Raw genomic sequence first — 25061 nt, 5'->3', positions numbered from 1 at the left:
TCCCTTCGGAGAAGACTCATGCGGCTGAAGCTCACCCTGCACCGGCAGGGCAACGACCCCGTCGACATCGTCGTGACGGCGGACTCGACCGCGACGGTCGGCGACGTCGCCCGCTACATCGCGGCATCCGATCCGATGCGGACCACGACCTTCGCAGAAGACGACGTCCTCACTCTGTCGGTCGCGCCGCCCACGGCCTCGCGCGCCGTGGAGCTGCCGCACGACCTGCCGATCGGTGAAGCGCCCATCGGGTCGGGATTCGCGGCATCCATCGTCAACTACGGGGCCGGGTACATCAAGGCCGGTCGCGGCGAGACGGTCGGCATCCTCAGAGCTCTCGCGGGGCCGCTCGCCGGGCAGGAGTTCGCGCTGTCAGCGGGTCACGTGTCCATCGGCCGCGACCCGAGCAATGACGTCGTATTGGCCGACCCGCTGGTCTCCAAGCGGCATGCCCGCCTCGAGGTCGGGACGTACGCCGAGGTCGTCGACCTGAACTCCGCCAACGGCGTGCTCGTCGAAGGCGTCGAGGTGCAGCGTGTCCGCGTCGAGGACGGTCGTCCGTTCGTCATCGGCAACACGACCCTCGCGGTGTACCTGACCCGTTCGTGGGACGGGGCGGCGACCGAGGATCCGGTCATCGAGCGCGGCGGAGGCCTGCTCTTCAACCGCAGCCCTCGCGTCGAGGTGCGGTACCCGGGGACCCGTTTCAAGCCCCCGCGCCTGCCCACCGAGAAGATCGGCAAGATCTTCCCGTGGCCGATCATGGTCGCGCCCATCCTCATGGGTGCTGCCCTCTTCGCGCTCAACGGCAACCCCCGCTCCCTGCTGTTGATCGTCATGACCCCGCTCATGGCGTTCGGCAACCTGATCAACCAGTCGGTGCAGAGCCGCAAGAGCGAGGACCACGAGCGGCTGCTGTTCGAGCGTCAATTCGAGCAGCTCGAAGAGGATCTCTTCCGCGGCAAGCCTGAGGAGGAAGCAGCGCGCGACGCGGAGGTGCCGGCCGTGGCCGACGTCTTCGAAGAGGCCATGCGCCTCGGTCCGCTCCTGTGGACCAGGCGTCCCGAGCACTGGAACTTCCTCGCGCTGCGTCTCGGCACCTGCTCGCTTCCGGCTCGCAACGGGATCGACGACGCCGAGACCCCCGACGGACTCCCCGAGTACATCGACCGTGTCGATCGGCTGCGGCTGCGCTACGCGACGGTCGACAACGTCCCCGTCTTCGAGACCTTCCCCACTGCCGGATCCATCGGCATCGCCGGCCCACGCGCCCTCGTCGCCGACGTCATGCGCGGCGTCGCCGTGCAGGTCTTCGGGCTGCACGCCCCGAACGACGTCGTCACGGTGGCGTTCTCGGATTCCTCCTGGACCCCCGAGCTCGAATGGCTCAAATGGCTGCCGCACACATCCGCCGAGCGGAGCCCGTTCCGCGGTGCGGCGCTCGCCGATTCCGCCCCGAGCGGCGCGGCCCTTCTCAACTCGCTCGAGGAGTACGTGCGGCGCGCCGCAGGCGGTGGCACCGGAGCGCCCCGCGGACCTTTCAAGGACGACTGGAACCCGCTCCTCTACGGCACCGATGTGGCTCGCGCCGCTGAGGATCGAACCAAGACACCTCCCGTGTCCGTCATCGTGTTCGTCACCGGGGATGCACCGGTCGACCGCGGTCGGCTGACGGATGTGCTCGAGAGGGGCGCCGACCACGGGGTCCACGCCATCTTCATCTCGGAGACCGTGGAATCCCTTCCCGCCGTCTGCCGCAGCTTCATCGAACTGACGTCGGATCTCGGTGACGCTCGGGTCGGTCTCGTGCGCAACGGCGAGAGCTTCGAGCACGTCGCCGTGGAGGGCGTCTCCAACGCGTACATGGAGATGTTCGCGCGGCGGCTGGCTCCGGTCGTCGATGCGAGCACCGTGGTGCACGACGCATCCGACATCCCGAACGCGGTCATGTTCCTCCAGCTCATCGACCCGGCCATCGCCGAGAACCCGAACGCCGCCATCGAGCGCTGGCGGCAGAACAACACGATCCTCGACCGCACGCCCACGCCGCGGCCACGGCTCAAGAAGGCGGGCACGCTCCGCGCCATCATCGGCCAGGGCCCGAGCGACGCGATGGCGCTCGACCTCCGGACGCAGGGCCCGCACGCCCTCGTCGGTGGTACGACCGGCTCGGGCAAGTCCGAGTTCCTGCAGGCGTGGGTGCTCGGTATGGCGGCGGCGCACAGCCCCGACCGCGTCACGTTCCTCTTCGTCGACTACAAGGGCGGGTCCGCATTCGCGGACTGCGTCGACCTGCCGCACTGCGTCGGCCTCGTGACCGACCTCAACCCTCACCTCGTGCGACGCGCGCTCACCAGCCTCCGGGCCGAACTGCAGCACCGCGAGCACCTGCTGAACCGCAAGAAGGCCAAGGACCTCCTCGAACTCGAGAAGCGCCAGGACCCCGAATGCCCGCCCTCGCTCGTCCTGGTGATCGACGAGTTCGCCGCGCTCGCATCGGAGATGCCGGAGTTCGTGGACGGCGTGGTCGACATCGCCCAGCGCGGCCGCTCCCTCGGCATCCACCTCATCATGGCGACCCAGCGTCCCGCCGGCGTCATCAAGGACAACCTCCGCGCCAACACGAACCTGCGCATCGCGCTCCGAATGGCGGATGAGGCCGACTCGCGCGACGTGGTCGACGACGACGTCGCGGCGAGCTTCCCGGCATCCGTCCCCGGTCGTGCGATCGCGAAGACCGGTCCCGGCCGGCTCGTCCCCTTCCAGTCCGCGTACACCGGCGGGTGGACCAGCCAGGAGGAGACGACGGTCGCCGAGGTGCGCGTGGCCGAGCTGCGTTTCGGTGCGGCCCCCGAGTGGGAGCCGGATCGCCCCGCCGAGTCGGACTCCCACGAGGAGGACCTCGGCCCCAACGACCAGAAGCGCATCGTCTCGACGCTCGTCGCCGCGCGGGAGCTCGCCGAGCTGCCGCTCCCGCGACGTCCGTGGCTCGACGACCTCTCTCCGCTCGTCGATCTGGCCGATCTCGAGAACGGCGGCGACACCCGCATCCCGATCGCCCTCATGGACGTCCCCGAGAAGCAGATGCAGGAGTCGGCGGCCTTCGTCCCCGATCGCGACGGCTCCCTCGTCGTCTACGGCACGTCGGGGTCCGGCAAGTCGACCGTCCTCAAGACGATCGGCACCGCCGCGGGCATGCGTCCCGACCGCGGCCGCGTGAACGTGTACTGCCTCGACTTCGCCACCGGTGCCCTCGGCGCGCTGTCGGCGCTGCCGCACGTCGGATCGGTCGTCGACGGGTCCGACGTGGAGCGTATCCAGCGTCTGTTCCGCACCCTCGACAGCGAGATGGACCGGCGGGCGACGGCGTTCTCGGCCGCGAGCGCGGCGACGCTGCAGGAATACCGCGAGATCGCGGATCCGAACCTCCCGCGCATCATCCTCCTCATCGACAACTTCCCCGAGTTCAAGAAGGACTGGGAGGTCGCCCCCGGGCGCGGGCCGTTCTACCGCACCTTCATGCGGATCCTCGGCGAAGGCCGCACGCTCGGCGTCCACACGGTGCTGACGGCGGACCGCGGCAACGCAGTACCGAGCGCGGTCGCCTCGAACATCCCGCGCAAGGTCGTGCTGCGCATGGGCGACCCCTCGCAGTACATGCTGCTGGGCACGCCGCGTGACGTGCTGGACGAGCAGTCCGCCCCCGGTCGCGCGGTGATCGACGGCCACGAAGCGCAGATCGCCGTCCTCGGCGGCACCTCGAACGCGGTGGAGCAGACGAAGGCGCTCGGTTTGCTGGGCGAGAAGCTCCGCGCCGAGGGCGTGCGGGATCTGCCCGAGATCGGCGCGCTGCCGACGGCGGTGCCGGCGTCCGACATGCCGGGGCGGGTCGACGGGATGCCGGTGTTCGGCGTCGCGGACGACACGCTGTCGGCGCACGGTTTCGAGCCGATCGGTTCGTTCGTGATCTCCGGGCCCCCGGCATCCGGTCGCACCAACGGCCTCAAGTCGCTCGTCATGGCGATGGAGCGCTTCGACCCGGGCGTGCAGATGTACCACTTCGGCAGCCGCAGGTCCGAGCTCAAGGACTTCCGTCCCTGGGTGAAGAGCGCCACGCGCCCCGACGACGAGAAGGAGCTCGCGACCGAGCTGACGGAACTCGTCACGCGGGAGCTGTCGGAGGGTCGCATCCTGATCGTCATCGAGGACATGCCTCACCTGTCGGACGGACCGGCGGACCGCCCTATGCGAGCGCTCCTGCAGGCCATGAACGACAGCGAGCACATGCTGATCGGCGAGGCCGAGATCTCCCGCGCGAGCGGCAGCATCGGCGTCCTCGGCGAGTGGAAGGCCGGCAGGCAAGGCATCGTGCTCAAGCCCGACACGTACGACGGCGAGGCGATCTTCAAGACGCCGTTCGGTCGTGTCAAGCGGTCGGACTTCCCCGTCGGCCGCGGCATCTTCGTGCAGGCGGGTCGCGCCGTCACCGTGCAGATGCCGCTCGTCGCCGACGTCGCGCCTGCCGCGGAACCGGTCGTCAGCGTGCCGACGACGCGTGCCGCGGCTCGCGAAGCGGTGACAGCGGATGCCGCGGGCGCGACGCTGGGGGCATAACCCTCGATCGAAACGGGGACTTCTCCCCATGTACGTGGCGACGAGTCTTTTCTACTCTCGAGAGGGAGGTGATGCGCTGTGGGCATGATGCTGCCGAACGAACTGATCTGGGTGATGGAGAAGCTCGGATTCGAATGGCCCGACGTCGACGAGGACGAACTGCGACGCGGTGCGCAGATCGTCTCCCACTTCCGGGACGACCTCGAGGACTCCCTGCAGGCCATCGACCGGAAGGTGAACGGGGACCTGGCCGCGGCGATGCGGGGCCAGGCGGGGCCTGCGTTCGTGTCGGCGTGGAACACCAACCGGTCGCAGAATCTGCAGAAACTCGTCGACCTGCTGGGGCCTGTTCCGCCCGGGATGGACATCGCCGCCGGCGTCGTGCTGGGACTCAAGATCAAGGTCATCGCCGACGTCACGACGACGATGATCGCGCTGGTCGGCATGCTCACGAACCCGGTCACCGCGGTCGGTGCCGGCCCTATGCTCATCATCAAGAAGAAGCTCCTGAACGCCGCGGTCGACATCGCGATCGAGCAGGCGCTGAACCAGATCCTGCCGACCGTCATCGAGCCGCTCGCCGATGAATTACCCGCCGTCGTCATGGCCGCGCTGAACGCTCCGGTCGTCGAGGCCGTGGCCGGCAACCCGGACGAGTTCTACGCCGACCTGCAGGCGCTCGAGCAATCCGAGGAGGAGCTCGATCTGCGCGCGGCCGACATCGAATCGCTGATGGACCGGCTCATGGCCGACCTCGCCGGACTGAACATCACGGGGGACTGACACATGGCTCGAGTCGGAGACGAACTCATCAAGCCGATGCTGCGGGCGCTGGACGACATCCCGGTCCACGGCCGGCAGCTCGGCGACATGGTGCGAGGCTTGCGTGGCAAGCAGCGACGCAACCGCGACGGGATCGAGGACATCGACACGTTCGATGTCACGCTGCGGCCCTTCAAGCGGAACAGGAAGCACGACCCCGTCGAGTACGACCGCCAGTACAACGAGCAGATGGACGCCCTGCAGCAGATGCCGCTGTCCGACTGGCTCCGCAACCGCACCGAATACCTGCAGAACGGCCGCACGCCCGACTCGCTCCGGGCGCAGGAGAACGCTCGCGCGGCTGCGCTCAAGGCAAAGATCTTGGAGCTTCGTGAGCAGGGCCAGAGCCGATCCGAAGCTGCGGAGAATGCGTCATCATGGCTTGCGACGCAAGCTGCCACTCACAGGCTGGACGGCATCGCGGGGGGCAACGTCACTGACATCTCCGGTGTCGGCGACGCTCGCATCAACTCGTCGCTGGGGTCTCAATGGCGGTCTCGCGTGGGTGACATCGACGCCGCCGTCGTCCGGTTCATCCAATCTCATCCGGGGGCGGACCTCTCCGATGTCTACATGAATGTCACCTTCAGATAGGTTGAAAACCATGGTCCAGATCGAAGATTTCGTCGCGCACTCGCCGGTCTCGCAGGAAGTCATAGCCGCGTATCGCGACCGAGTTCCCTCGGAGATCGTCGAGATCTGGGAGCAGTACGGCTACGGCACGTTCGGTGAGGGGTTCATCCGCGTGATCAACCCTTCAGTGTTCGAGGCTGAGCTCGGTGATCGGATCGGGAAAACTCAGGGCGACGGCATCGCGATCCCCGTCATGGTGACCGCCCTGGGCGATCTCATCACCTGGGAGCCGAGCGTCGATTCACTCGTTGCGATTCTCTTCCGGAAGTTCGAAACGGTGGGTCTGGGTTCGCCCAAGACCTTCCTCGGCCTAACTCGCCTCGACGGGGCGGAGCACCTGGAAGAAGAATTCGCGTGGGACCCCTACCCGGAGGCAGTCGCCCGTCATGGGGCCGTGGAGTTCGACGAGTCATTCATCTTCGTCCCGCTGCCGTCGTTGGGTGGTGCGGGCACGGTCGATACTCTGCAGAAACGCCCCACGCTCTCGGCTATTCAGGTAATGGTCGATCTGCAGGGTCCCATCGGCCACTGAAGTCGACCGCCCCGGGTCGAGGCTGTCCGCTGGCTCGAGTCGGCGACGAAACCACCATCGTCATCGTCGATAGGTTGTGGGGATGATCGAGTTCGCTGACTTCGTCGAGCATGCACCTGTCGAACCCGACGTTGTCGCCGCGTATCGCGATCGGGTACCCCCGGAACTGGTCGAGGTTTGGGAACAGTACGGATACGGCACGTTCGGTGAGGGTTTCATCCGCGTCATCAATCCCGCCGTCTACGAGGCGGAGCTGGGGGACCGGCTCGGCAAGACCCAGGGCGACGGTATCGCGATCCCCGTCATGGTCGCCGGTCTTGGCGAGGTGATCACCTGGGAACCCAGTATGGGCGGCCTGATCGCGCTGATGTTCCGTAGCAATCGAGGCGCGGGTTTGGGTAAGGTGTCCAGCTTCCTGACCTTGACGCGTGCAGGCGGCGCGCGTCACCTTGCCCGTGTTCTGGACTGGGGTGTATTCCCACAAGCGGTTGCGACGCAGGGCGTACCGGACTTCGACGAATCGTTCATCTTCGTGCCGCTGCCTTCCATGGGTGGTCCGGGCACAGTCGACACTTTGCAGAAGCGGCCGACGATCTCCGCCATCCAGGTCATGGTCGATCTCCAAGGGCCCATCGGTCACTGATCGACCACACCTGGGTTCTTCCCTAGGTTGGAAACCATGGTAGAGATCGCAGATTTCGTCCCGCATGCTCTGGTGGAGCCGGAAGTGATCGCTGCGTACCGTGACCGGGTTCCCGCAGAGATCGTCGAGATCTGGGAGCAGTACGGTTACGGCACGTTCGGGGAAGGCTTCATCCGCGTCATCAACCCTGGCGTGTACGAGGCGGAGCTCGGCGACCGCATCGGTAAGACACAGGGTGACGGGATAGCGATCCCCGTCATGGTGACCGGTCTCGGTGACCTGATCACGTGGGAGCCGAGTCTCAACGGGCTCGTCGTACTCATGTTCAGGAGCAACCGCGGGACGGGGATGGGCAAAGCCGCTACTTTCCTCGGTCTGTTGAAGCTGGACGGCTCGGATTACTTGTCGGAGAAGTTCGGGTGGGATGTCTTCCCTGAGGCGGTCCAGCAGCAGGGGGCGCCCGCATTCGACGAGTCGTTCATCTTTGTTCCCCTTCCTTCCTTGGGTGGACCTGGCACGGTCGACACCCTGCAGAAGCGTCAGACGCTGTCGGCTATCCAGGTCATGGTCGACCTGCAGGGGCCCATCGGGCACTGATCGGCCACAGTCGGATGGAGGAAGCTGTTCGCCTCGCCGATCCGCGCCGGGCAGCGCCCGGACACCGCGCGCGAACACCGCGGAGTGGCGCCTCGATGACGGTGGTATTCCGTTAGCTTGAGGGACATGGTCGAGATTGCTGACTTTGTTCCGCACGCGCCGGTCGAGCCCGAGGTCATCGCGGCCTACCGGGAGAGGGTTCCCGCAGAGATCGTCGAGATCTGGGACACGTACGGGTACGGCACTTTCGCTCACGGTTTTCTTCGAGTGATCAATCCCGCGGTCTACGAGGCTGAACTCGGCGACCGAATCGGCAAGACCCAGGGTGACGGTGTGGCGATCCCCGTCATGGTCACTGGGCTGGGAGATCTCATCACCTGGGAACCCAGTCTGGGTGGACTTGTGGGTCTCATCTTCCGCGAGAACAGAGGCGTCGGCCTGGGGGACGTGGATTCATTCCTTCTTCTCACCGAGGCGGTGGGCGTGGACCATTTGGCCGCGGAGTTCAACTGGGGCGTCTTCCCCGAAGCGGTTGCGACGCAGGGCGCACCGGACTTCGACGAGTCGTTCATCTTCGTTCCCTTGCCATCCCTGGGCGGCCCGGGCACGGTCGACACACTTCAGAAACGCCCGACCCTCTCAGCGATCCAGATGATGGTCGACCTACAAGGCCCCATCGGGCACTGAGCGCACGCTCGGAATTGCGCTGTCGATCAGCGCTTCGGCGCGGGGGAGCGACCGGCCCGACGAGCGATTGTCAAGAGGGGACTTCTCCCCATGGGGTGGGAGAGACCTCTTCGCTAGCATCGTTCACGCGGGGGAGGAAACGGGTTCTCCGTACCACGACGAAACGCTGGGAGGCGGGTTCATGGCTCACGATTTTGGTGCAACATACAGCGAGATGGAGAGCGCGGCGCAGCGCCTGCGCGATGGTCGTCAGACTGTCACCGACACGCTGAAGGAACTCCAGGGCATCATCGATGACCTGGTGCAGGACGGCTTCAAGACCGAGAACGCGTCCGAGGCCTACTCGACCGCCTACTCGGAGCTCACGACGTCGCTCGACGACGCCGCTGAGGCCGTCAACGACATGGCTCAGGCGCTCGACCGCATGGCGGACCGCATCCGCGACACGGACGCCGAGCTCGCCGGCGGTTGATCCCTCCACACGCTCACGGGCCGCGATGCGATCTCATGATCCGCATCGCGGCCCGTCGCCTGTGTTCACGATGATTAGGATCAGGATGACGAACGGAGTGTCGCGACGATGACCACCTCGCAGACCTACTGGTACAACCTCTCCACCCAGTCCGTGGTGCGCGATGATCAGCGCCCGTCCGAGGACTGCCTGGGCCCGTTCGCCACCGCGGCAGAGGCAGAGGATTCGCCCGCCGTGCTCATCGAGTATGCGAAGAGCTGGCTCGAGAGCGAAGAGAGCGAGCCGTATCGTCAGATGGCGGCGGAACTCGACGACGACATCGATCGCGCCTGACGCGCGCATGCGTGCTTCCCGCCGCGGAGCGGTCGCCGTTCTCGCTGCTGCCGCCCTCGCCCTGAGCGCCTGCGCACCCGCGTTGCCTCCGTCGGTGGTCAACGACAGCAGCGTCACCCTCGGATGGGGCGGCCGGCTCACCTCGTTCAACGCCGCGACCGATCCCACGGCAGGCAACCGAGACATCGCCGCGGCGACGCGCTCAGCCTTCGGTCACACGGTCGACGGGGAAGTCGTCCCCGACGAGTCGTTCGGCACGGCGAAGATCGTGGGCAAGGACTCCTTCACTGTCCGGTACGACCTGAAGGAGCCGCTCTGGTCCGACGGCATCCCGCTGGACGCCGCCGACCTCGTGCTGGGATGGGCGGCATCCGTCGGTCTTCTCACGAAGGACGGCCCCACGGATGCGGCGCTGAAAGCCGCGCGGCCGAAGGTCGACGAGTTCGCTCGCGCAATCGACGTCACCTACCCCGCCCCCACCATCTCGTGGCAGACCGCGATCGCCGCTGACGTGCCGGCGCACACCGTGGGGATGCGCGCCTTCGATCTCGACGACCCGATGGAGGCGAAGCAGGCCGTCATCCGGGCGGTGCTCGACCGGGACACAACGGCTCTCGCCGCCATCTCGGACGTATGGAACACGGATTTCGCTCTCACGGACGGCAAGCTCTCGCCGACGATGGCGCTCTCGAGCGGCCCGTACGTCGTCTCGAAGGTCTCCGACGAGGGGGCGAGTGTCACGCTGACGCCGAACCCTCAATACCGCGGAGCGGCGGTGCCGCAGGTCGCCGACGTCGCGCTCGTCCCTCGCGGGGACGACCCTCTCGCTGCCGTCGGGAAATCCCTCGACATCCTCTCGTTCACGCCGACTCCCGCTGACCGCACGCCGGTGAAGCAACTCGAGCGGCGAGACTTCGGGGCGCAGACGACGAACGACGGCACGATCTGGACCGTCCTCCTCAGCACCGACGCGGTCTTCTCCTCGCGCAACGCCCGCGCGGCCTTCTTGCGCGCCATCCCCGCGGACGACATGGTCGCCGCCGGCGCGGGTGAGTGGTCGCAGTCGTATCCGAAGACGACGTCGATGGTCACGGCCCCGGGTTCGCGGGCGTTCGAGATCGTCACTGAGGATTCCGGTTTCGCGAAGACGATCGGCACTCCCGCGGACGACGCCGCCGTCGATCGTGCTGCCGCCGGTGTCCGCGGCGGTGCCCGGGTGTGCGTGCTCTACGACCGAAAGAGCGGATTCGCGAAGGGCGCCTTCACAGCCCTGAAAGCCGGCATCGCCGAGGCCGGCTGGAACGCCGTCGACTGCGCGACGGATGACCTGGATGCCGCGCAGAAGGCGTCGGGATGGGATGCCGTCATCCGGCGCGTCCGCGTTCCCCAGACACCCCAGCAGATCGCGAGCCAGTGGAGCACCACGGGCTCCTCGAGCCTCGTCGGTCGGGTCGATCCGAAGCGCGACGAGCTGATCGCCACACTCCAGCAGACGGTGGACGTCTACGACGCGCGCGACCTGCTGGCGAAGATCGAGTCGACGATCGTGTCGGACGCGGTCGCCCGACCGCTGGCCGCGGTCCCGCGTCTGACGATCTCCGCGCCCCGCGTGACCGGCGTCACGGTGCGCGACGGCGACGACGCTCCGGTGCTCTCCGGGATCTCGGGGTGGACGCCCTCGGGGTGAGCCGCCGCATCCCGCCGTCGTGTCCGATTTCCGCGAGTCGATGTCGGGCGGTCGTGTCAGGCTGAGGTCATGACGATCGCAGCGATGACCTTCGACGAGCGGTATCGCGCGATCGACGCGCGCGACGCCCGCTTCGACGGGCAATTCGTCACCGCGGTGCACACGACCGGGATCTACTGTCGTCCCAGCTGTCCGGCGCGGACCCCGAAGGCGGCGAACGTCAGCTTCTTCGCCACGAGCGCCGCCGCGCACGAGGCCGGGTTCCGGGCGTGCAAGCGCTGCCTGCCCGAGGCGACCCCCGGCTCACCGCAGTGGAATCTGCGGGGCGATGTCGCCGGGCGGGCGATGCGTCTCATCGCCGACGGGGTCGTCGACCGGGACGGGGTCTCCGGGCTCGCCGCGCGGCTCGGGTACTCCGATCGTCACCTGACGCGGCTCCTCACGACCGAGCTCGGCGCCGGCCCCCTCGCCCTGGCGCGTGCGCATCGCGCTCATACGGCGCGCACCCTGCTCGTCGACACCGATCTGTCGATGGCCGACGTCGCGTTCGCCGCCGGATTCGGCAGCATCCGTCAGTTCAACGAAACGATGACCGAGGTGTTCTCCCTGTCGCCGTCCGACCTCCGGGCCCGTCGGCGCGGGACGACCGCGGCTCCCGGGCGGATCGACCTCGTCCTCCCGGTGCGCGGACCGTTCGACGCGGTCGGGCTGTTCGGATGGATGCGGGCGCACGCCATCCCCGGGGTCGAGACCGGTGACGCCGCGACGTTCGCGCGCACGATCCGTCTCAGCGGCGGCCCGGCCTGGTTCGAGGTGCGACAGGATGCCGCGGGTCGCCTACGGCTGCGCGCCGAGCTCGCCTCGCTGCGAGACCTCGCACCGCTGATCGCGCGGGTGCGTCGGCTGTTCGACCTCGACGCCGACCCGACCGCCATCGATGCCGCCCTGTCGCGGCATCCCGAACTGCGTCCTCTCGTCGAGCGCATTCCCGGAGTTCGACTGCCGGCAGCCATGGATGCCGACGAGATGCTCATCCGCGCCATGATCGGGCAGCAGATCAGCGTCGCGTCCGCGCGCACCGTGATGGGGCGGCTCGCCGCCGCACTTGGCGAACCGATCGACTCGCCCGCAGGGCCGTCCGTCCTCTTCCCCACACCCGCCGTCATCGCCGAGCGCGGGGGAGAGGTGCTGCGCGGGCCCGGCGCCCGGATCCGCGCCATCGTGGGCGCAGCGACCGCGCTCGCCGACGGGTCGCTCCGCCTGAGCCCCGGCGACGACACCCTCGAGCAGCGCGAGCGGCTGCTGGCTCTTCCGGGGATCGGTCCCTGGACGGCCGACTACGTCCGCATGCGCGTCCTCGGCGACCCGGACGTCCTGCTCCCCGGCGACGTCGCCGCCCGGGCGGGAGCCGCAGCGGCCGGCATCCCCGCGGATGCCACCGGCCTCACGACCTGGTCGACCAGGGTCGCGCCGTGGCGCAGCTACCTGATGGCGCACCTCTGGTACGCCGCCCCCGTCACGCAGGCGTGGCGCGCGGAAACCCCCGACACCCCATCCCGAAAGGACGACCGATGAGCGCGGTCCTGCAGACCCTCGCCACTCCCGACGGCGCATTCACGATCCTCGAAGAGGACGGTCGCGTGCTGGCGTCGGGATGGACCTCGGATGCCGACGCGATCCTCGGCAGGCTACGAGCCGACCGCGTGCCCGCCGACGTGACGACGGGTCGAGTCCGGTCCGCGGACGCCGTCGCCGCCTATTACGAGGGCGACCTCGCGGCGATCGACGACGTGCCGGTCAGCCAGCACGGCACAGCGATGCAGCTCACGGGGTGGAGCGCGCTGCGCGGCATCCCGGCGGGGAAGCCCCTCACCTACGCCGAGTTCGCCGCCCACCTCGGCTCACCGACCGCGGTCCGGGCCGCGGCATCCATCTGCGCGCGGAACGCGCCGGCCCTGTTCGTCCCCTGCCACCGGGTGCTGCGGACCGGGGGAGCCCTCGGCGGATTCGCCTGGGGTCTCGACGTCAAGATGCGGCTGCTGGAGCGCGAAGCGGCGATCTGACTCGATTTTTTCGAGTAAGCGCTTGCTTGCGGCGAAATCACAGGGATATCCTGGAGGGCTCCCGCGCGATGCGGGCGCCTCGTCCGGCCCCATCAAGGAGGAAGCCATGTCCACGGAGATCGTCTACACGAAGTCCGCCGCCTTCCTCGTCGCCGGACGCCCCGTCCGTCAGGGATGACACCGAGGATCTGATCCCGCGCGGAAGCTTCCCGCGCACCTCTTCGTTCTCCCTCGACGGGTCACCGCGACCCTGATCGTCCGCGCCACGCCGCGCTCCTCGCCGCCTCGGCATCCGCTCCTCACCTGTGCAGGATCATGACCTCCTCGACGCATCCCCGTCTGTCCACCGCCCGCTCCCTCGCCCGCCTGATCCCGTTCGCGAAGCCCGTGCTCCCGCGTCTCGGGCTCGGTGCCCTCAGCGCGCTCATCGCGAGCCTGCTGGGCCTGTCCATCCCGCTCGTCCTCGAGCAGATCGTCGGCACGAACGGTCCCATCGCCTCGGGCAACCCGTGGCTGATCGCCCTCGGCGGCGGCGCCGTGCTGCTGCTCGGCCTGCTCGAAGCGCTCATGGTCTGGGCGCGCCGCTGGTTCGTGCTCTCTCCCGCCACCGCCGTCGAGTACGAGCTGCGCACCGACTTCTACGGACGGTTGCAGCGCCTGCCCGTCGCCTTCCACGACCGGTGGCAGTCGGGCCAGCTGCTCAGCCGCATGATGCAGGACATCGGCCTCATCCGCCGGTGGATGGCGTTCGGCGTCGTCCTGCTGGTCGTGAACATGATCACGATCGTCGTCGGCTCGGCGATCCTGTTCAGCTGGCACTGGCTGCTCGGCACGATCTTCGTCATCGTCTCCGCACCGCTGTGGATCGCGGGCTTCGTGTTCGAGAACCGATACGGCATGCTGTCACGGCAGAGTCAGGATCAGGCAGGCGACCTGGCGACCGCCGTCGAGGAGTCGGTGCACGGCATCCGCGTCCTCAAGGCCTTCGGGCGCGGCAGCCATGCCCTGCGCAAGTTCACCCGCCAGGCCGAGACGCTGCGCGAGACAGAGATCAGCAAGGCCAAGGCCGTCGGCTGGATCTGGTTCTGGCTCGTGCTGCTGCCCGACATCGCCTTCGCGCTGTGCCTCGGCGCGGGCATCTACCTCGTCTCGGTCGGCGAGATCGACACCGCCGCGCTCATCGCCTTCTTCGCGATGGCGACGATCCTCCGCTGGCCCGTCGAGTCGATCGGGTTCCTGTTCTCGTTCCTCGTCGACGCACGCACCGCGACGGACCGCATCTTCGAGGTGTTCGACGAGCAGAACACGATCGTCGACCCCGAGAACCCGGTCTCGATCGCGGAGCCCCGCGGCGAGCTGGTCTTCGAGGGGGCGCGGTTCCGGTATCAGGATGCCGCGGCCACCGAGCGCGACCTGCTCGACGGCATCGACCTGTCGCTGCGACCCGGCGAGACCATGGCTCTCGTCGGTCTGACGGGGTCGGGCAAGACGACGCTCACGACCCTGCCCGGGCGCCTTTACGATGTCACCGGCGGTCGCGTGCTGATCGACGGCGTCGACGTCCGCGACCTGCCGTTGACCGAGCTGCGCCGTCACGTCGGCATGGCTTTCGAGGACGCGACGCTGTTCTCGCAGACCGTGCGTGAGAACGTCCTGCTCGGGCGCGAGGACCTCGACCCGCAGAGCGCCGAGGGGGAGCGCGTCATGCGCGAGGCCCTTCAGGTCGCGCAGGCCGCGTTCGTCGACGACCTGCCCGACGGCGTCGACACCGTCATCGGCGAAGAGGGGCTCAGCCTCTCGGGCGGTCAGCGTCAGCGCCTCGCGCTCGCGCGCGCCGTCGCGGCGCGTCCCGCCGTCCTCGTCCTCGACGACCCGCTGTCGGCGCTCGACGTCGACACCGAGGCGCTCGTCGAGGACGCCCTCCGTGTGGTCCTGGCCGAGACGACGGCGCTCGTCGTCGCGCACCGGCCCTCCACCGTCACACTCGCCGACCGCGTCGCGCTCCTCGAAGAGGGACGCATCACCGCCGTCGGCACGCACTCCGAGCTCCTGCGCACCAGCGAGCACTACCGGCACGTCATCTCGAGTCTCGAGGACGAGCAGGAACGTCAGCACAAGAGGGAGGTGTCCCTGTGAGCACCGTCACGGGCACCAGCGGCGAAGACCGCTCCGATTACACCCGCGAAGAGAGCCGGCAGATCCGGCGTCGCTCGCTGCGACTCCTCGGGTCGCTCGTCACGCCGCTGAAGATGCAGCTCGTCCTCGCGGGGATCGTGCTGGTCATCTCGACCGTCCTCCGCGTCGCCGGTCCCGCCCTCGTCGGCTGGGGCATCGCGAACGCGCTCCCGGCCGTCCAGAAGGAAGCCGACTGGATGCCGACGATCGTCGTCGTCATCATCTTCCTGATCTCCGCGATCGGCGGCGCCGCGCTCATCGGCTGGTACGCCGTCGTCGTGGCGCGCCTGACCCAGGCGGTCATGCTGGACCTCCGCAAGCGGATCTTCCTGCACACGCAGAAGCTCAGCCTCGAGTTCCACGAGTCGTACACGTCGGGTCGCATCATCTCGCGACAGACGAGCGACCTCGACACGATCCGCGAGCTGCTCGACGGCGGTCTGAACGAGCTCGTCTCGGGCCTGCTGTACGGCGGGTTCACTCTCGTCGCGCTGATCCTGCTCGACTGGCAGTCCGGTCTCGTCCTCGCAGCCATGGGCGTCCCGCTGTTCTTCCTCATGCGCTGGTTCTACCTGCGCTCGCAGGTCGTCTACCGCGAGTCCCGCGTCGTGAGCGCCAAGGTGATCGTCAAGTTCGTCGAGACGATGACCGGTGTCCGCGCCGTCAAGGCGTTCCGCAAGGAGCCGGCGAACGACCGCGAGTTCGGCGGTCTGGCGAGCGACTACCGCGACATCAATATGCGCTCGATCCGCCTGTTCGGCACGTTCGAGCCCGCGATGATGGCCCTGGCATCCTTCGCCCTCGCGGCAGTGCTGCTCTGGGGTGGTCTGCGCGTGGTGAGCGGGGCTCTCGAGCTCGGTTTCCTGCTGTCGGCCGTCCTGTACGTGCGGAACTTCTTCGCGCCGATGCAGGAGGTGGCGTTCTTCCTGAACTCCTACCAGTCCGCCACGGCGGCGCTCGAGAAGGTGTCGGGCGTCCTCGAGGAGTCGCCGACCGTCCCGGATCCGGCGAAGCCGGTCGACCTCCGCGAGGCCAGCGGCCACCTGAGCTTCGACGACGTGACCTTCGGGTACTCCGAGACGAAGATCATCCTGCCGGACTTCCGCCTCGACATACCCGCCGGGCAGACGATCGCCCTCGTCGGGACGACGGGTGCCGGCAAGTCGACGCTCGCCAAGCTCGTCGCACGGTTCTACGACCCGACGAAGGGTGCGGTGACGCTCGACGGCGTCGACCTGCGGGAGCTGCACCCGAAGGATCTGCGCCGCGCGATCGTCATGGTCACGCAGGAGGCCTACCTGTTCAGCGGGACCGTCGCCGACAACATCGCCCTCGGCAAGCCCGACGCGACGATGGACGAGATCCGTGCGGCGGCGCGCGCCGTGGGTGCGGACGGCTTCATCCAGAAGCTGCCCGACGGCTACGACACCGACGTGAACAAGCGCGGTGGCCGCGTGTCGGCTGGGCAGCGTCAGCTGATCTCGTTCGCGCGCGCCTTCCTCGCCGACCCGGCCGTGCTGATCCTCGACGAGGCGACGGCGTCGCTCGACATCCCGAGCGAACGGCAGATCCAGGAGGCCCTCGGCACCCTGCTCGCCGACCGCACGGCGATCATCATCGCGCACCGCCTGTCGACGGTCGCGATCGCCGACCGCGTGCTCGTCATGGAGCACGGCCGCATCATCGAGGACGACACCCCCGACGCCCTCATCGCGGGCACGGGCAAGTTCGCCCAGCTGCACCGGGCCTGGCGCGAGTCGCTCGTCTGAGTCGATCCTGGTCCGCTGACGGGTGCCGGGGCCCGATGTCGGGGCCCCGGCATCCGTCGTTCGCGGCGGCCGAGTGTGCCGGATGCAGGTTCAGGGGGTGTTCACCGCGCTCAGGGCACCATCGGAGCCGTCTGAACCTGCACTCGGCACGGTCGCCGCGCGTCGCGTGCGGGTCAGATCGCGCCGGCGCGGTGGACGGCGGCGCCGAGCGGATGCGCGGGGGTGATCTCCGCCAGGGCGAGGGCGCCGTCGATCCCGACGCCGCGGGGCGAGACGAGGCGGAGGTCCTCGCCGAGTTCGGACTCGAAGGCGTCGTGCAGCGTTCGCGAGGCGAAGACCCCGCCGATGGCGCAGACGTCGAACGCCGGCTCGTCGGTGCGCACGCGTCGGACCGCGGTCCGGGCGGATGAGGCGAGCTCGTGCGCCGCGCGACGCGAGATGTCCTGCGCCACCGCGTCGCTGGCATCCGCGGCTGCAGCGACCTCGCGAGCGAGCGAGGCGACGACGCGCACGCGGTCGTGGTCGGCCTGCAGCGCCATGTAGGCCTGCGTCAGGTCCGGCCAGCGCGACAGCGCGGCCTCGGTCAGAACCGTCGCGGGGCCGCGTCCGTCGTAGGCGCGCATCACGGCATCGAGGGCCGCGCGCCCGATCCAGTAGCCGCTGCCGGCGTCGCCCATGATCCAGCCCCAGCCGTCGACCCGCGCCGTCTCGGTCTCGCCGACGGCCAGAGTGACGACTCCGGTGCCGGCTGCGACGACGGCGCCGTGCCGATCGCCCAGCGCACCGAGGAACGACGTCGTCGAATCGTGCGCGAGCATCGTCGCCTGCACGCCGTCGGCGTGGACCAGCGCGAGCAGCGCATCCGCATCGGCGTCGCGGTCGGTGAGTCCCGAGATCCCCGCCGTCACGACGTCGAGGTCGGTGCCGGTCCGCGCGAGGGTCTCGCGCACGACGTCGGCGAGCTGCGGCAGGAGGGGGATGCCGGTGTGGATGCCGCGGAACGTCAGGTCCTCGCGGCGGGTGCCGTCGTCGACTCGCACCTTGATGTCGCTCTGTCCCGCATCGATGGCGAGCACTCGGCGCGCGTTCATCGTCCTCCTCCGGTGGTGGCGCCTGCCAGCGCCCGGTACCGCTCGCGCAGGAACTCTCCCGCCGGCTTGCCATATGGACAGTAGTCGTCGTTGCGGTCGGCGACGTCCGGGTCGTAGAGCTCGGCCGGCCAGTCCCAGAGGAAGAACCCCGACATCCACTCGCGTTCCGCGCACGCGTCGAACATGACGCGGTAGTAGTCGAGCTGCGCCTGTCCCGACGGCGCGCCCTCGAGAGCCCAGTCGTTCGGTCGCATCGGGGAGTTCTCGCGCGAGGGGCATCCCGCTTCGAGGAAGACGAACGGTTTGCCGGATGCCGCGACGACCGCCTCGATCCGGTCGAGGTTCTCCTGCCACGCGTCGATCGGGTAGTAGCCGCTCGAGGAGATCACGTCGACCGCGTCCCACCAGCCGACCCGGTCCTCCTGGTACTTGTCGCAGTTGTACGTCACGAGTCCGGAGTACACCTCTCGCACGGCCCGCACCAGGTCACGCCAGTGCGACTCCTGCCCGTCGGCGCGCACCATCTCGCACCCGATGCAGAGCATCGCGCAGCCCTCGGCCTCGGCGATGCGGGCGGCGTCGAGGATGAACTCCCGGTACGAGGCGAACCACTCCGTCCAGCTCGGCTCGCCGGGCACGTCCCAGTCGAAGAAGCCGATGAACGCGCGCCAGGTCCCGTCGGCGACGTTGACGACCGGCTTCAGACAGACCTTCAGGCCGCGGTCGTGTGCCGCGCGGATGGCGTGGACGATCTCGTCCTCGGTGACCGTCGGTTCGTCGCGGAACGGGACTTCGGTCGAGAACGCGGTCGTCTGCAGCGCGGCGTACGAGAGCGCCGTCCACGTGACGCCGTGGTCGACCATCGCGTCGAGGGATGCCGCGGCCGCAGGTGTCGTCCACGTCCCCCGGACGCCCGTCCACCCCCACGTCATCCCGCAGACGAATCCGCCGGGCAGGCTCATCCGGTCACCAGCTGGTTGGCGGAGCGGAGCACGCGGGGGTCCGCGAGCGCGTCGGGGTCGAGCGCGACGCCGGCGTCATGGCGCACGACGATGCGTCCGGTCTCGCCGGGGAGCAGCGTGAGCAGGCCGTCGGCGGGCTGCGCGGAGGCATGCACCTTGTCGGCGAGCAGCGAGACCTCGCGGGCGAAGCGGGCAGCCGTGATGCTGACCTCGGTGCCCTCCTCGACCGCGCGCGTCGAGACCGTCAGACCGGGATCGCCGAGCGTCGAGTCGCGCGGCTCGGCGAAGTACCAGACTCCGCGCGCGCCGTCGGCATCGACCACGAGCGCCTCGGACGCGGCATCCGCCGCCGTGGCGAGCTCGGCATCGATCGACATGACGAGTGTTCCCCGGGCCTCGACGGTGACGTCCACCGCCGTGTCGGCGAGCACGTCACCGCCGAACGAGACGCGTCGCGTGCGCACCGGAACGCTCCACGCCTCATCGGTGTCGTTTCCGAGGACCGCGACGAGCCGGCCGTCGCGCGGCTGCACCGTCGCGACGCGGGGCGCGAAAGCGTTCTTCAGCGCGTGGAACAGCGGCTTGACCCGCTCGGCCCCATCGATCGCGGCCCACGAGGTGACCGGCCAGCAGTCGTTGAGCTGCCAGACGACGGCGCCCATCGTGTGCGGCGCCCACGAGCGGAAGTGGTCGAGCGCAGCGCCGACGGCGAGGGCCTGGTTCAGCTGCATCGCCCAGTGCCAGGTCTCCATATCGGCCGGCACCCGGAAGTGGGGGAGCAGACCGTTCGTGAGCTTCACGTTGCCGTCGATGGCCTTCTGGTGGACGATCATGCCCGGCGACTCGGGCGTCAGCGGCGCATCGTCGACGGACTCGACGAGAGTCGTCCACGCCGGCGGCGCCTGCCAGCCGAACTCGGCGACGAAGCGCGGCGTGTGGTCGCGATACGTGGTCCAGTCGCGCCGGTTCCACTGCTCCCACAGGTGCATGCTGCCGTGCTGCTCGTCGTTCGGGTGCGGCCCTGTCTGACGACCGGATGCCGCGTCCCAGCCCGTCTCCGGACTGAAGGGGCTCCCGGGGGCGTACGGGACGTGCGGGGCGAGTTCGGCGATGAGGGCGGGGAAGAGTTCGTAGTAGTACGTCGCACCCCAGCTCTTGCCGTCGAGGCTCAGCTTCCAGCCCCAGTCCTCGAAGCCCCAGAGGTTCTCGTTGTTGCCGACGAGCTGCGCGAGCGAGGCGTGCGAGGCGAGTCGGACGATGTTCTCGCGCGCCTCGGCCTCGATCTCGGAGCGCAGGGGCTCCTCCTCGGGGTAGGCGGCGCACGCGAAGAGGAAGTCCTGCCAGACGAGCAGGCCGAGTTCGTCCGCGAGGTCGTAGAAGTCGTCGGACTCGTAGAGGCCGCCGCCCCACACGCGGATGAGGTTCACGTTCGCGTCGATCGCCTGGCGGAAGCGGCGCTCGTAGCGGTCGCGGTCGACGCGCACGGGGAGCGCGTCGTCGGGGATCCAGTTGGCCCCCTTCACGAAGATCGGCCGGTCGTTGATGACGAGCGTGTACGGCGTGCCCGCGGCATCCGGCTCGGTGTTCCAGTGGACCGTCCGGAACCCCACCCGACGGGTGGTCGCGTCGACCGTCCCGCCCTCGGCGTGCAGGGAGACCTCGACGGTGTAGAGCGGCTGGCCGCCGTGACCGACGGGCCACCAGCGGTGGGCCACGGGGAGGTCGACCTCGACGTGCCCGTTCTCGCCGACGGCGGTGGCGACCACGGTCGCGTCGCCGTCCAGGCCCGGACCCCGCACCACCGCACGCAGCTCGAGCGGGGTGTCAGCGGCATCCGTCCGGTCGATGCGGACGTCCACCGACACGCGTCCGCCGTCGCCGTCCGGCATCGCGACGACGCGGGTCTCGGCCAGTCGCGCGGTCGACCACGACTCGAGGCGCGCCGGCTTCCAGATGCCGCTCGTGTACGTCGCGATGCCCCAGTCCCAGCCGAAGCTGCAGGCGGACTTGCGGATCGCCTCGTAGGGCAGCGGGTACGGACGCGGCCGGGCACCGAGCTCGATGCTTGCCTGGTTCGCGTACGGCACCGGTGCCCGGAAGGCGACCTCGAGGTCGTTGTCGCCGTCGCGCAGGAGCGCGGCCACGTCATAGCGGTAGGAGCGATGCTGATTGGCGACCTCGCCGATCACCGTGCCGTTGAGGCGGATCACGGCGACCGTATCGAGACCGTCGAACACGAGGTCGTGGCGCTCGCTGCCGTCGGGCGTCCAGGCGAACGTCGTCCGATACGTCCAATCGACGAGGCCGATCCACGCCAGCAGCGACTCGTTGTCGCCGTGGAACGGGTCGGGGATCAGGCCCTCGGCGAGCAGATCGACGTGGATGCTGCCGGGCACCGTCGCGGGCACGGTGAGACCGCCGACGACGTCGGGTACGGGACCCGCGGTGGCGCGGACGGTCCATCCGTCGTGGAGGGGACGGCGGGAGAGGTGGGTCACTTGACGGCTCCTGAGGTGAGGCCCTGGTAGATCCATCGTTGCAGGACGAGGAAGGCGACCAGCGTCGGGATGATCACGACGAGCGTGCCGGCCGCGATCACCTCCCACTGCGCGCCGAAGGGCCCCTTGAATCGGAAGAGGGACGTGGAGATCATGCCCTCGGAGGGCAGGTAGAGGAAGGGGGCGTAGAACTCGTTGTAGACCGCGATGCCCTTGATGATGACGACGGTGGCGATCGCGGGGCGCAGCAGCGGGAGGATCACACGCCAGTAGATCGTCCACCGGTTGGCGCCGTCGATCATCGCGGCTTCGTCGAGCGAGATCGGGATCGACTGCATGAACTGGATGAAGAGGTAGATCGCGATGATGTCGGTGCCCATGAAGAGCAGGATCAGCGCGGCCTTGGTGTCGTAGAGGCCGAGCCCGTTGACGAGCTGGAAGGTCGCGACCTGACTCGTCACGCCCGGGATGAGGGTGGCCAGCAGGAACAGGCCCATGACGAGCTTCTTGCCCCGGAAGGCGAACCGGTCGAGGGCGTACGCGGCCATCGTGCCGAGTGCGATCGTGCCGACGAGCGAGACGGCCAGCACGATCGTCGTGTTGACGAATCCCTCGAGCATCTTGCCGCTCGTGAACGCCGTTACGAAGTTGTCGAAGTTCAGCCAGTTCGACGGCGGATCGAACGGCCCCGTCGCCGCGTATTCGCTCGAGCTCTTCATCGAGGCGAACAGCAGCACCGACAGCGGCAGCAGGGTGACGATCGCGGCGATCACGAGGCTCGTGTACTTCGCCGCGGTGGCGCTCATGCTGCCGAGACGCTGGAGCGGCGTCCGGCCCGACCGGCGCCGGGGGAGGGGCGTGGGCTTCGTGGGCGGAATCAGGGTGGCGGTCATGTCAGGTCCACCTTCTCGTCGGGGAACACGCGGCGCTGGATCCACGTCACGACCAGCACGATCGCCAGCAGGACGACGGCCATGGCCGAGGCCAGTCCGACCTGGCGGAAGGAGAACGCGGTCTGCAGGGTCTGGATGACGAAGGTCGCCGACCCGTTGGCCCCGCCGGTCATGATGAACGGCACCTCGAACACCGACAGGCTGCCGGCGATGGCGAGGATGAACGACAGCCCGATGATGCGACGGATGCCGGGGGCGATGATCGACCAGAACTGCTGCCACTTGTTGGCGCCGTCCAGCTCCGCGGCTTCGTAGAGCTCGCGGGGAATCGACTGGATCGCGCCGAGGAAGAGCACGAAGTTCAGTCCCGTGTAGCGCCAGACGGATGTGCCGGCGAGCGACCAGTTGACGACGTCGGGGTCGCCCAGCCACTTCGGGGGGTCGGCGAGGCCGACCCATCCGAGCACGGTGTCGAGTGTGCCTCCGGGCTGGAACAGGTAGAGGAAGACGAACCCGATCGCGACGCCGTTGATCAGGTACGGGAAAAAGAGGATGCCGCGGAACAGGTTCGAGAACCGGGTCGAGAAGCTGAGGATCACCGCGAAGTAGAGCGCGATGGCCATCTGCAGGAAGGAGGCGGCGAAGTAGTAGAGGCTCACCCAGAAGACGCTGAAGATGCGCGGATCGGTGAAGACCTGCACGTAGTTGTCGATGCCGACGAGGTTCTTCTCGAGGTCGATGCCGTCCCAGTCGGTGACCGAGTAGTAGAAGAGGTTCAGCGCCGGCCAGTAGGTGAACAGGAGGAGGAGGCCGACGGCCCCGGAGAGGAACAGCCAGGGGGTCAGCCGTTGCACGATCCCGCGTCCCGCCCGGCGCGACCCGCTGCCGGGGGCGCCGGATGCGCGGCGTGTGCCGTGCATCCGACGTCCTCGGGCGGGTGCGGACAGGACCGCAGGGGCATCCGCGGGTGCGGAGCCGGAAGCTGCGATCGCCATCGTGGATGCCTCTCTCAGCCGAGCTTCTTCGCCGATGCGCCCCAGCGCTCGTTGAGTTCGGCGAAGTAGCTGTCCTTGTCGCCGTCGGCGGCGCCGCGGGCGATGTCGACGAGCTTCTGGCGGTAGAGCGGGCCGTAGAGGTCGATCTGCGAGTCGTCGGCGATCGCGTTGATCAGACCCTCCTTGCCGGCGGGGGCGGGATTGATCTCCATGAGCTCGACTCCCGAGTCCTCGAACCCGGCGAGGTTGGCGGGGAGCGGCTTGTCGATGACGGGGGACAGCATGCCCTGCGCCTCCGTGTAGCCGGAGTCGGCGGCGACCCACTGGATCCACGCCCACGCGGCGGCCTTCGCCTTCGAGTGCTTGCTCACGGCGAGGTTGTAGTCGCCGCCGATGACGGCGTACTGGGTGCCGTCGACGTTGGCCGGGAAGGCCATGTAACCGATGTCGTCGGCCGAGCCGCCGTTCGCCTCGGCGGCCGCCTGCATCTGCGAGATGGCCCACGAGCCGAGCGGCATCGTGGCGATCTTGCCGGTGCCGAGGTCGACCTTGGACTGCTCCCAGTTGGTGGTGAGCGGGTCCTCCTCCGTGAGTCCGGCCGCGACCGTGTCGTAGAGGAAGGAGTCGACCGCGTAGGTGTCGGTGCCCTCGGTCCACGGCGCGGGGTTCTCCGCCATCGTGATGGGGGCGTCGGGGTCGTGCGTGATCGAGCCGAGGTTCCCGAAGGCCTGGGTGAGCGGCCAGCCGTCCTTGTAGTTGGTGTACATCGGGATCGCGTCGGTGTTGTCCTTCACCTTCTGCAGCGTGTCGAGCCAGCCGGCCTCGTCGGTGGGCAGGTCGGTGATCCCCGCCGCGTCGAAGACCTTCTTGTTGTAGACGATGCCGTTGGCGTTGCCGCCGAAGGCGATGCCGTACTGCGTGCCGTCGAAGCTCGCGGCGGGCAGGAAGCGGTACGTGTCCTCGAACGACGAGGTCTTGCCGAGCGGCTCGAGGAACTGCTCGTACTGGTCGGGCTTGATCGCCGGGATGCCGATGACGTCGCCGTAGTTCGTGGTCGACATCCGGGTGAGCATCTCACCGGCGTAGTCGGTGATGCCCTCGAAGGTCACGGTGACGTCGGGGTACTTCTTGGTGAACTCCTTCGCGTACTTCTCGAAGGTGCCGTCCTCGACAAGGTCGGTGCGCCAGGTGACGACCTTGATGTCGCCGGCCACCTTTCCGTCGATCGTGTTGTCGCCGGCGGGCTGTGTGCCACCGCCGGCGCAACCGGCGAGGGCGATGCCGGCGAGCGTGAGCGTCGCGGCAGCAACGCCGATCCGTGTGCGTGCCATGTGTGCGTCTCCTGTCAGGTTCGTCTTCGAAACCACTCGGGTGCGGGTCGGCAACGGCGCCGACGCGGCTCACGTTAGACCCCCGACCGACCTCTCACAAGGCTTCGATGACAGCGCTGTCTGGACTTGTCCGGATGACGATGCACATCCGCGAAATAGCCCTGGGCTGGGGTTTATCATTTCGGATGCGTCTTTGTGAGGCATCCGATGTCAGAGAAATGTCTATCGTCGTCATTTCTGTCCGGACTGCTATCGTGGGCGGCG

At 68.5% G+C, this 25061-nt stretch carries 20 protein-coding genes; 14 read left to right on the top strand and 6 right to left on the bottom strand.

The window, feature by feature from the left end; genetic code table 11:
- The first annotated feature begins 18 nt into the window (after positions 1-18).
- From BLR68_RS04630 to BLR68_RS04565, 14 genes are all read left to right on the top strand, one after another.
- On the top strand, positions 19-4614 hold the full coding sequence (locus BLR68_RS04630) for an FtsK/SpoIIIE domain-containing protein (RefSeq protein WP_018188879.1): 4596 nt from the start codon (positions 19-21) through the stop codon (positions 4612-4614).
- A gap of 84 nt (positions 4615-4698) precedes the next feature.
- Positions 4699-5397 (top strand): WXG100 family type VII secretion target, encoded by a 699-nt coding sequence (locus tag BLR68_RS04625; RefSeq protein WP_018188878.1) that lies wholly within the window; start codon positions 4699-4701, stop codon positions 5395-5397.
- Positions 5398-5433: 36 nt separating this feature from the next.
- Positions 5434-6030 (top strand): polymorphic toxin type 15 domain-containing protein, encoded by a 597-nt coding sequence (locus tag BLR68_RS04620; protein ID WP_256335311.1) that lies wholly within the window; start codon positions 5434-5436, stop codon positions 6028-6030.
- Positions 6031-6040: 10 nt separating this feature from the next.
- A complete protein-coding gene (locus tag BLR68_RS04615; protein WP_018188876.1) occupies positions 6041-6601 on the top strand; it encodes a GAD-like domain-containing protein in 561 nt (186 codons plus the stop codon).
- A gap of 82 nt (positions 6602-6683) precedes the next feature.
- Complete coding sequence (locus BLR68_RS04610) at positions 6684-7244, top strand: GAD-like domain-containing protein (RefSeq protein ID WP_026303058.1); 561 nt, start codon at positions 6684-6686, stop codon at positions 7242-7244.
- Positions 7245-7280: 36 nt separating this feature from the next.
- Positions 7281-7841, top strand: coding sequence for a GAD-like domain-containing protein (locus tag BLR68_RS04605; RefSeq protein ID WP_018188874.1), 561 nt, complete (start codon positions 7281-7283; stop codon positions 7839-7841).
- Between the two features lie 126 nt (positions 7842-7967).
- Entirely contained in the window at positions 7968-8528 is a 561-nt protein-coding gene (locus BLR68_RS04600) for a GAD-like domain-containing protein (RefSeq protein ID WP_018188873.1), read from the top strand.
- 181 nt (positions 8529-8709) lie between these two features.
- Positions 8710-9000 carry a WXG100 family type VII secretion target gene (locus BLR68_RS04595; RefSeq protein WP_231370862.1) on the top strand — a complete coding sequence of 97 codons (291 nt, stop codon included), beginning with the start codon at positions 8710-8712 and terminating at the stop codon, positions 8998-9000.
- Between the two features lie 108 nt (positions 9001-9108).
- Positions 9109-9333 carry a hypothetical protein gene (locus tag BLR68_RS04590; protein ID WP_018188871.1) on the top strand — a complete coding sequence of 75 codons (225 nt, stop codon included), beginning with the start codon at positions 9109-9111 and terminating at the stop codon, positions 9331-9333.
- A gap of 7 nt (positions 9334-9340) precedes the next feature.
- On the top strand, positions 9341-11020 hold the full coding sequence (locus BLR68_RS04585) for an ABC transporter substrate-binding protein (RefSeq protein ID WP_018188870.1): 1680 nt from the start codon (positions 9341-9343) through the stop codon (positions 11018-11020).
- Positions 11021-11089: 69 nt separating this feature from the next.
- Entirely contained in the window at positions 11090-12595 is a 1506-nt protein-coding gene (locus BLR68_RS04580) for a DNA-3-methyladenine glycosylase 2 family protein (protein ID WP_018188869.1), read from the top strand.
- Complete coding sequence (locus BLR68_RS04575; protein ID WP_018188868.1) at positions 12592-13083, top strand: methylated-DNA--[protein]-cysteine S-methyltransferase; 492 nt, start codon at positions 12592-12594, stop codon at positions 13081-13083. The genes BLR68_RS04580 and BLR68_RS04575 overlap by 4 nt, the downstream gene beginning before the upstream one ends.
- A gap of 315 nt (positions 13084-13398) precedes the next feature.
- Positions 13399-15219 carry an ABC transporter ATP-binding protein gene (locus BLR68_RS04570; RefSeq protein ID WP_018188867.1) on the top strand — a complete coding sequence of 607 codons (1821 nt, stop codon included), beginning with the start codon at positions 13399-13401 and terminating at the stop codon, positions 15217-15219.
- A complete protein-coding gene (locus BLR68_RS04565) occupies positions 15216-17027 on the top strand; it encodes an ABC transporter ATP-binding protein (protein WP_018188866.1) in 1812 nt (603 codons plus the stop codon). Before BLR68_RS04570 ends, BLR68_RS04565 begins: the two co-directional genes overlap by 4 nt.
- A 173-nt stretch (positions 17028-17200) precedes the next feature.
- On the opposite strand, the gene BLR68_RS04560 is transcribed toward BLR68_RS04565, so the two are convergent.
- From BLR68_RS04560 to BLR68_RS04535, 6 genes are read right to left on the bottom strand one after another with little or no spacing between them, the layout of a single operon-like run.
- On the bottom strand, positions 17201-18118 hold the full coding sequence (locus BLR68_RS04560; protein WP_018188865.1) for an N-acetylglucosamine kinase: 918 nt from the start codon (positions 18116-18118) through the stop codon (positions 17201-17203).
- Positions 18115-19050, bottom strand: coding sequence for a glycoside hydrolase family 113 (locus BLR68_RS04555; RefSeq protein WP_018188864.1), 936 nt, complete (start codon positions 19048-19050; stop codon positions 18115-18117). Before BLR68_RS04555 ends, BLR68_RS04560 begins: the two co-directional genes overlap by 4 nt.
- Positions 19051-19076: 26 nt before the next feature.
- The gene (locus BLR68_RS04550) at positions 19077-21578 is read right to left on the bottom strand and encodes a glycoside hydrolase family 2 protein (protein WP_018188863.1); all 2502 of its coding nucleotides are present in this window, start codon (positions 21576-21578) and stop codon (positions 19077-19079) included.
- Entirely contained in the window at positions 21575-22471 is an 897-nt protein-coding gene (locus tag BLR68_RS04545) for a carbohydrate ABC transporter permease (RefSeq protein ID WP_018188862.1), read from the bottom strand. The genes BLR68_RS04550 and BLR68_RS04545 overlap by 4 nt, the downstream gene beginning before the upstream one ends.
- Positions 22468-23466, bottom strand: coding sequence for a carbohydrate ABC transporter permease (locus BLR68_RS04540; RefSeq protein WP_026303056.1), 999 nt, complete (start codon positions 23464-23466; stop codon positions 22468-22470). Before BLR68_RS04540 ends, BLR68_RS04545 begins: the two co-directional genes overlap by 4 nt.
- A gap of 14 nt (positions 23467-23480) precedes the next feature.
- The gene (locus BLR68_RS04535) at positions 23481-24797 is read right to left on the bottom strand and encodes an ABC transporter substrate-binding protein (RefSeq protein WP_018188860.1); all 1317 of its coding nucleotides are present in this window, start codon (positions 24795-24797) and stop codon (positions 23481-23483) included.
- Between the last annotated feature and the right edge of the window lie 264 nt (positions 24798-25061).

The sequence above is a fragment of the Microbacterium sp. 77mftsu3.1 genome (assembly GCF_900100525.1).
Lineage (GTDB): Bacteria > Actinomycetota > Actinomycetes > Actinomycetales > Microbacteriaceae > Microbacterium > Microbacterium aquilitoris.
This window is presented reverse-complemented; position numbering and strand designations above follow the sequence as displayed.

Bases quoted from the DNA above. Each gene is read 5' to 3' on its own strand.
- BLR68_RS04630 (WP_018188879.1), top strand. From the start codon at position 19: ATGCGGCTGAAGCTCACCCTGCACCGGCAGGGCAACGACCCCGTCGAC.
- BLR68_RS04625 (WP_018188878.1), top strand. From the start codon at position 4,699: ATGATGCTGCCGAACGAACTGATCTGGGTGATGGAGAAGCTCGGATTC.
- BLR68_RS04620 (WP_256335311.1), top strand. From the start codon at position 5,434: ATGCTGCGGGCGCTGGACGACATCCCGGTCCACGGCCGGCAGCTCGGC.
- BLR68_RS04615 (WP_018188876.1), top strand. From the start codon at position 6,041: ATGGTCCAGATCGAAGATTTCGTCGCGCACTCGCCGGTCTCGCAGGAA.
- BLR68_RS04610 (WP_026303058.1), top strand. From the start codon at position 6,684: ATGATCGAGTTCGCTGACTTCGTCGAGCATGCACCTGTCGAACCCGAC.
- BLR68_RS04605 (WP_018188874.1), top strand. From the start codon at position 7,281: ATGGTAGAGATCGCAGATTTCGTCCCGCATGCTCTGGTGGAGCCGGAA.
- BLR68_RS04600 (WP_018188873.1), top strand. From the start codon at position 7,968: ATGGTCGAGATTGCTGACTTTGTTCCGCACGCGCCGGTCGAGCCCGAG.
- BLR68_RS04595 (WP_231370862.1), top strand. From the start codon at position 8,710: ATGGCTCACGATTTTGGTGCAACATACAGCGAGATGGAGAGCGCGGCG.
- BLR68_RS04590 (WP_018188871.1), top strand. From the start codon at position 9,109: ATGACCACCTCGCAGACCTACTGGTACAACCTCTCCACCCAGTCCGTG.
- BLR68_RS04585 (WP_018188870.1), top strand. From the start codon at position 9,341: ATGCGTGCTTCCCGCCGCGGAGCGGTCGCCGTTCTCGCTGCTGCCGCC.
- BLR68_RS04580 (WP_018188869.1), top strand. From the start codon at position 11,090: ATGACGATCGCAGCGATGACCTTCGACGAGCGGTATCGCGCGATCGAC.
- BLR68_RS04575 (WP_018188868.1), top strand. From the start codon at position 12,592: ATGAGCGCGGTCCTGCAGACCCTCGCCACTCCCGACGGCGCATTCACG.
- BLR68_RS04570 (WP_018188867.1), top strand. From the start codon at position 13,399: ATGACCTCCTCGACGCATCCCCGTCTGTCCACCGCCCGCTCCCTCGCC.
- BLR68_RS04560 (WP_018188865.1), bottom strand. From the start codon at position 18,118: ATGAACGCGCGCCGAGTGCTCGCCATCGATGCGGGACAGAGCGACATC.
- BLR68_RS04555 (WP_018188864.1), bottom strand. From the start codon at position 19,050: ATGACGTGGGGGTGGACGGGCGTCCGGGGGACGTGGACGACACCTGCG.
- BLR68_RS04545 (WP_018188862.1), bottom strand. From the start codon at position 22,471: ATGACCGCCACCCTGATTCCGCCCACGAAGCCCACGCCCCTCCCCCGG.
- BLR68_RS04540 (WP_026303056.1), bottom strand. From the start codon at position 23,466: ATGGCGATCGCAGCTTCCGGCTCCGCACCCGCGGATGCCCCTGCGGTC.
- BLR68_RS04535 (WP_018188860.1), bottom strand. From the start codon at position 24,797: ATGGCACGCACACGGATCGGCGTTGCTGCCGCGACGCTCACGCTCGCC.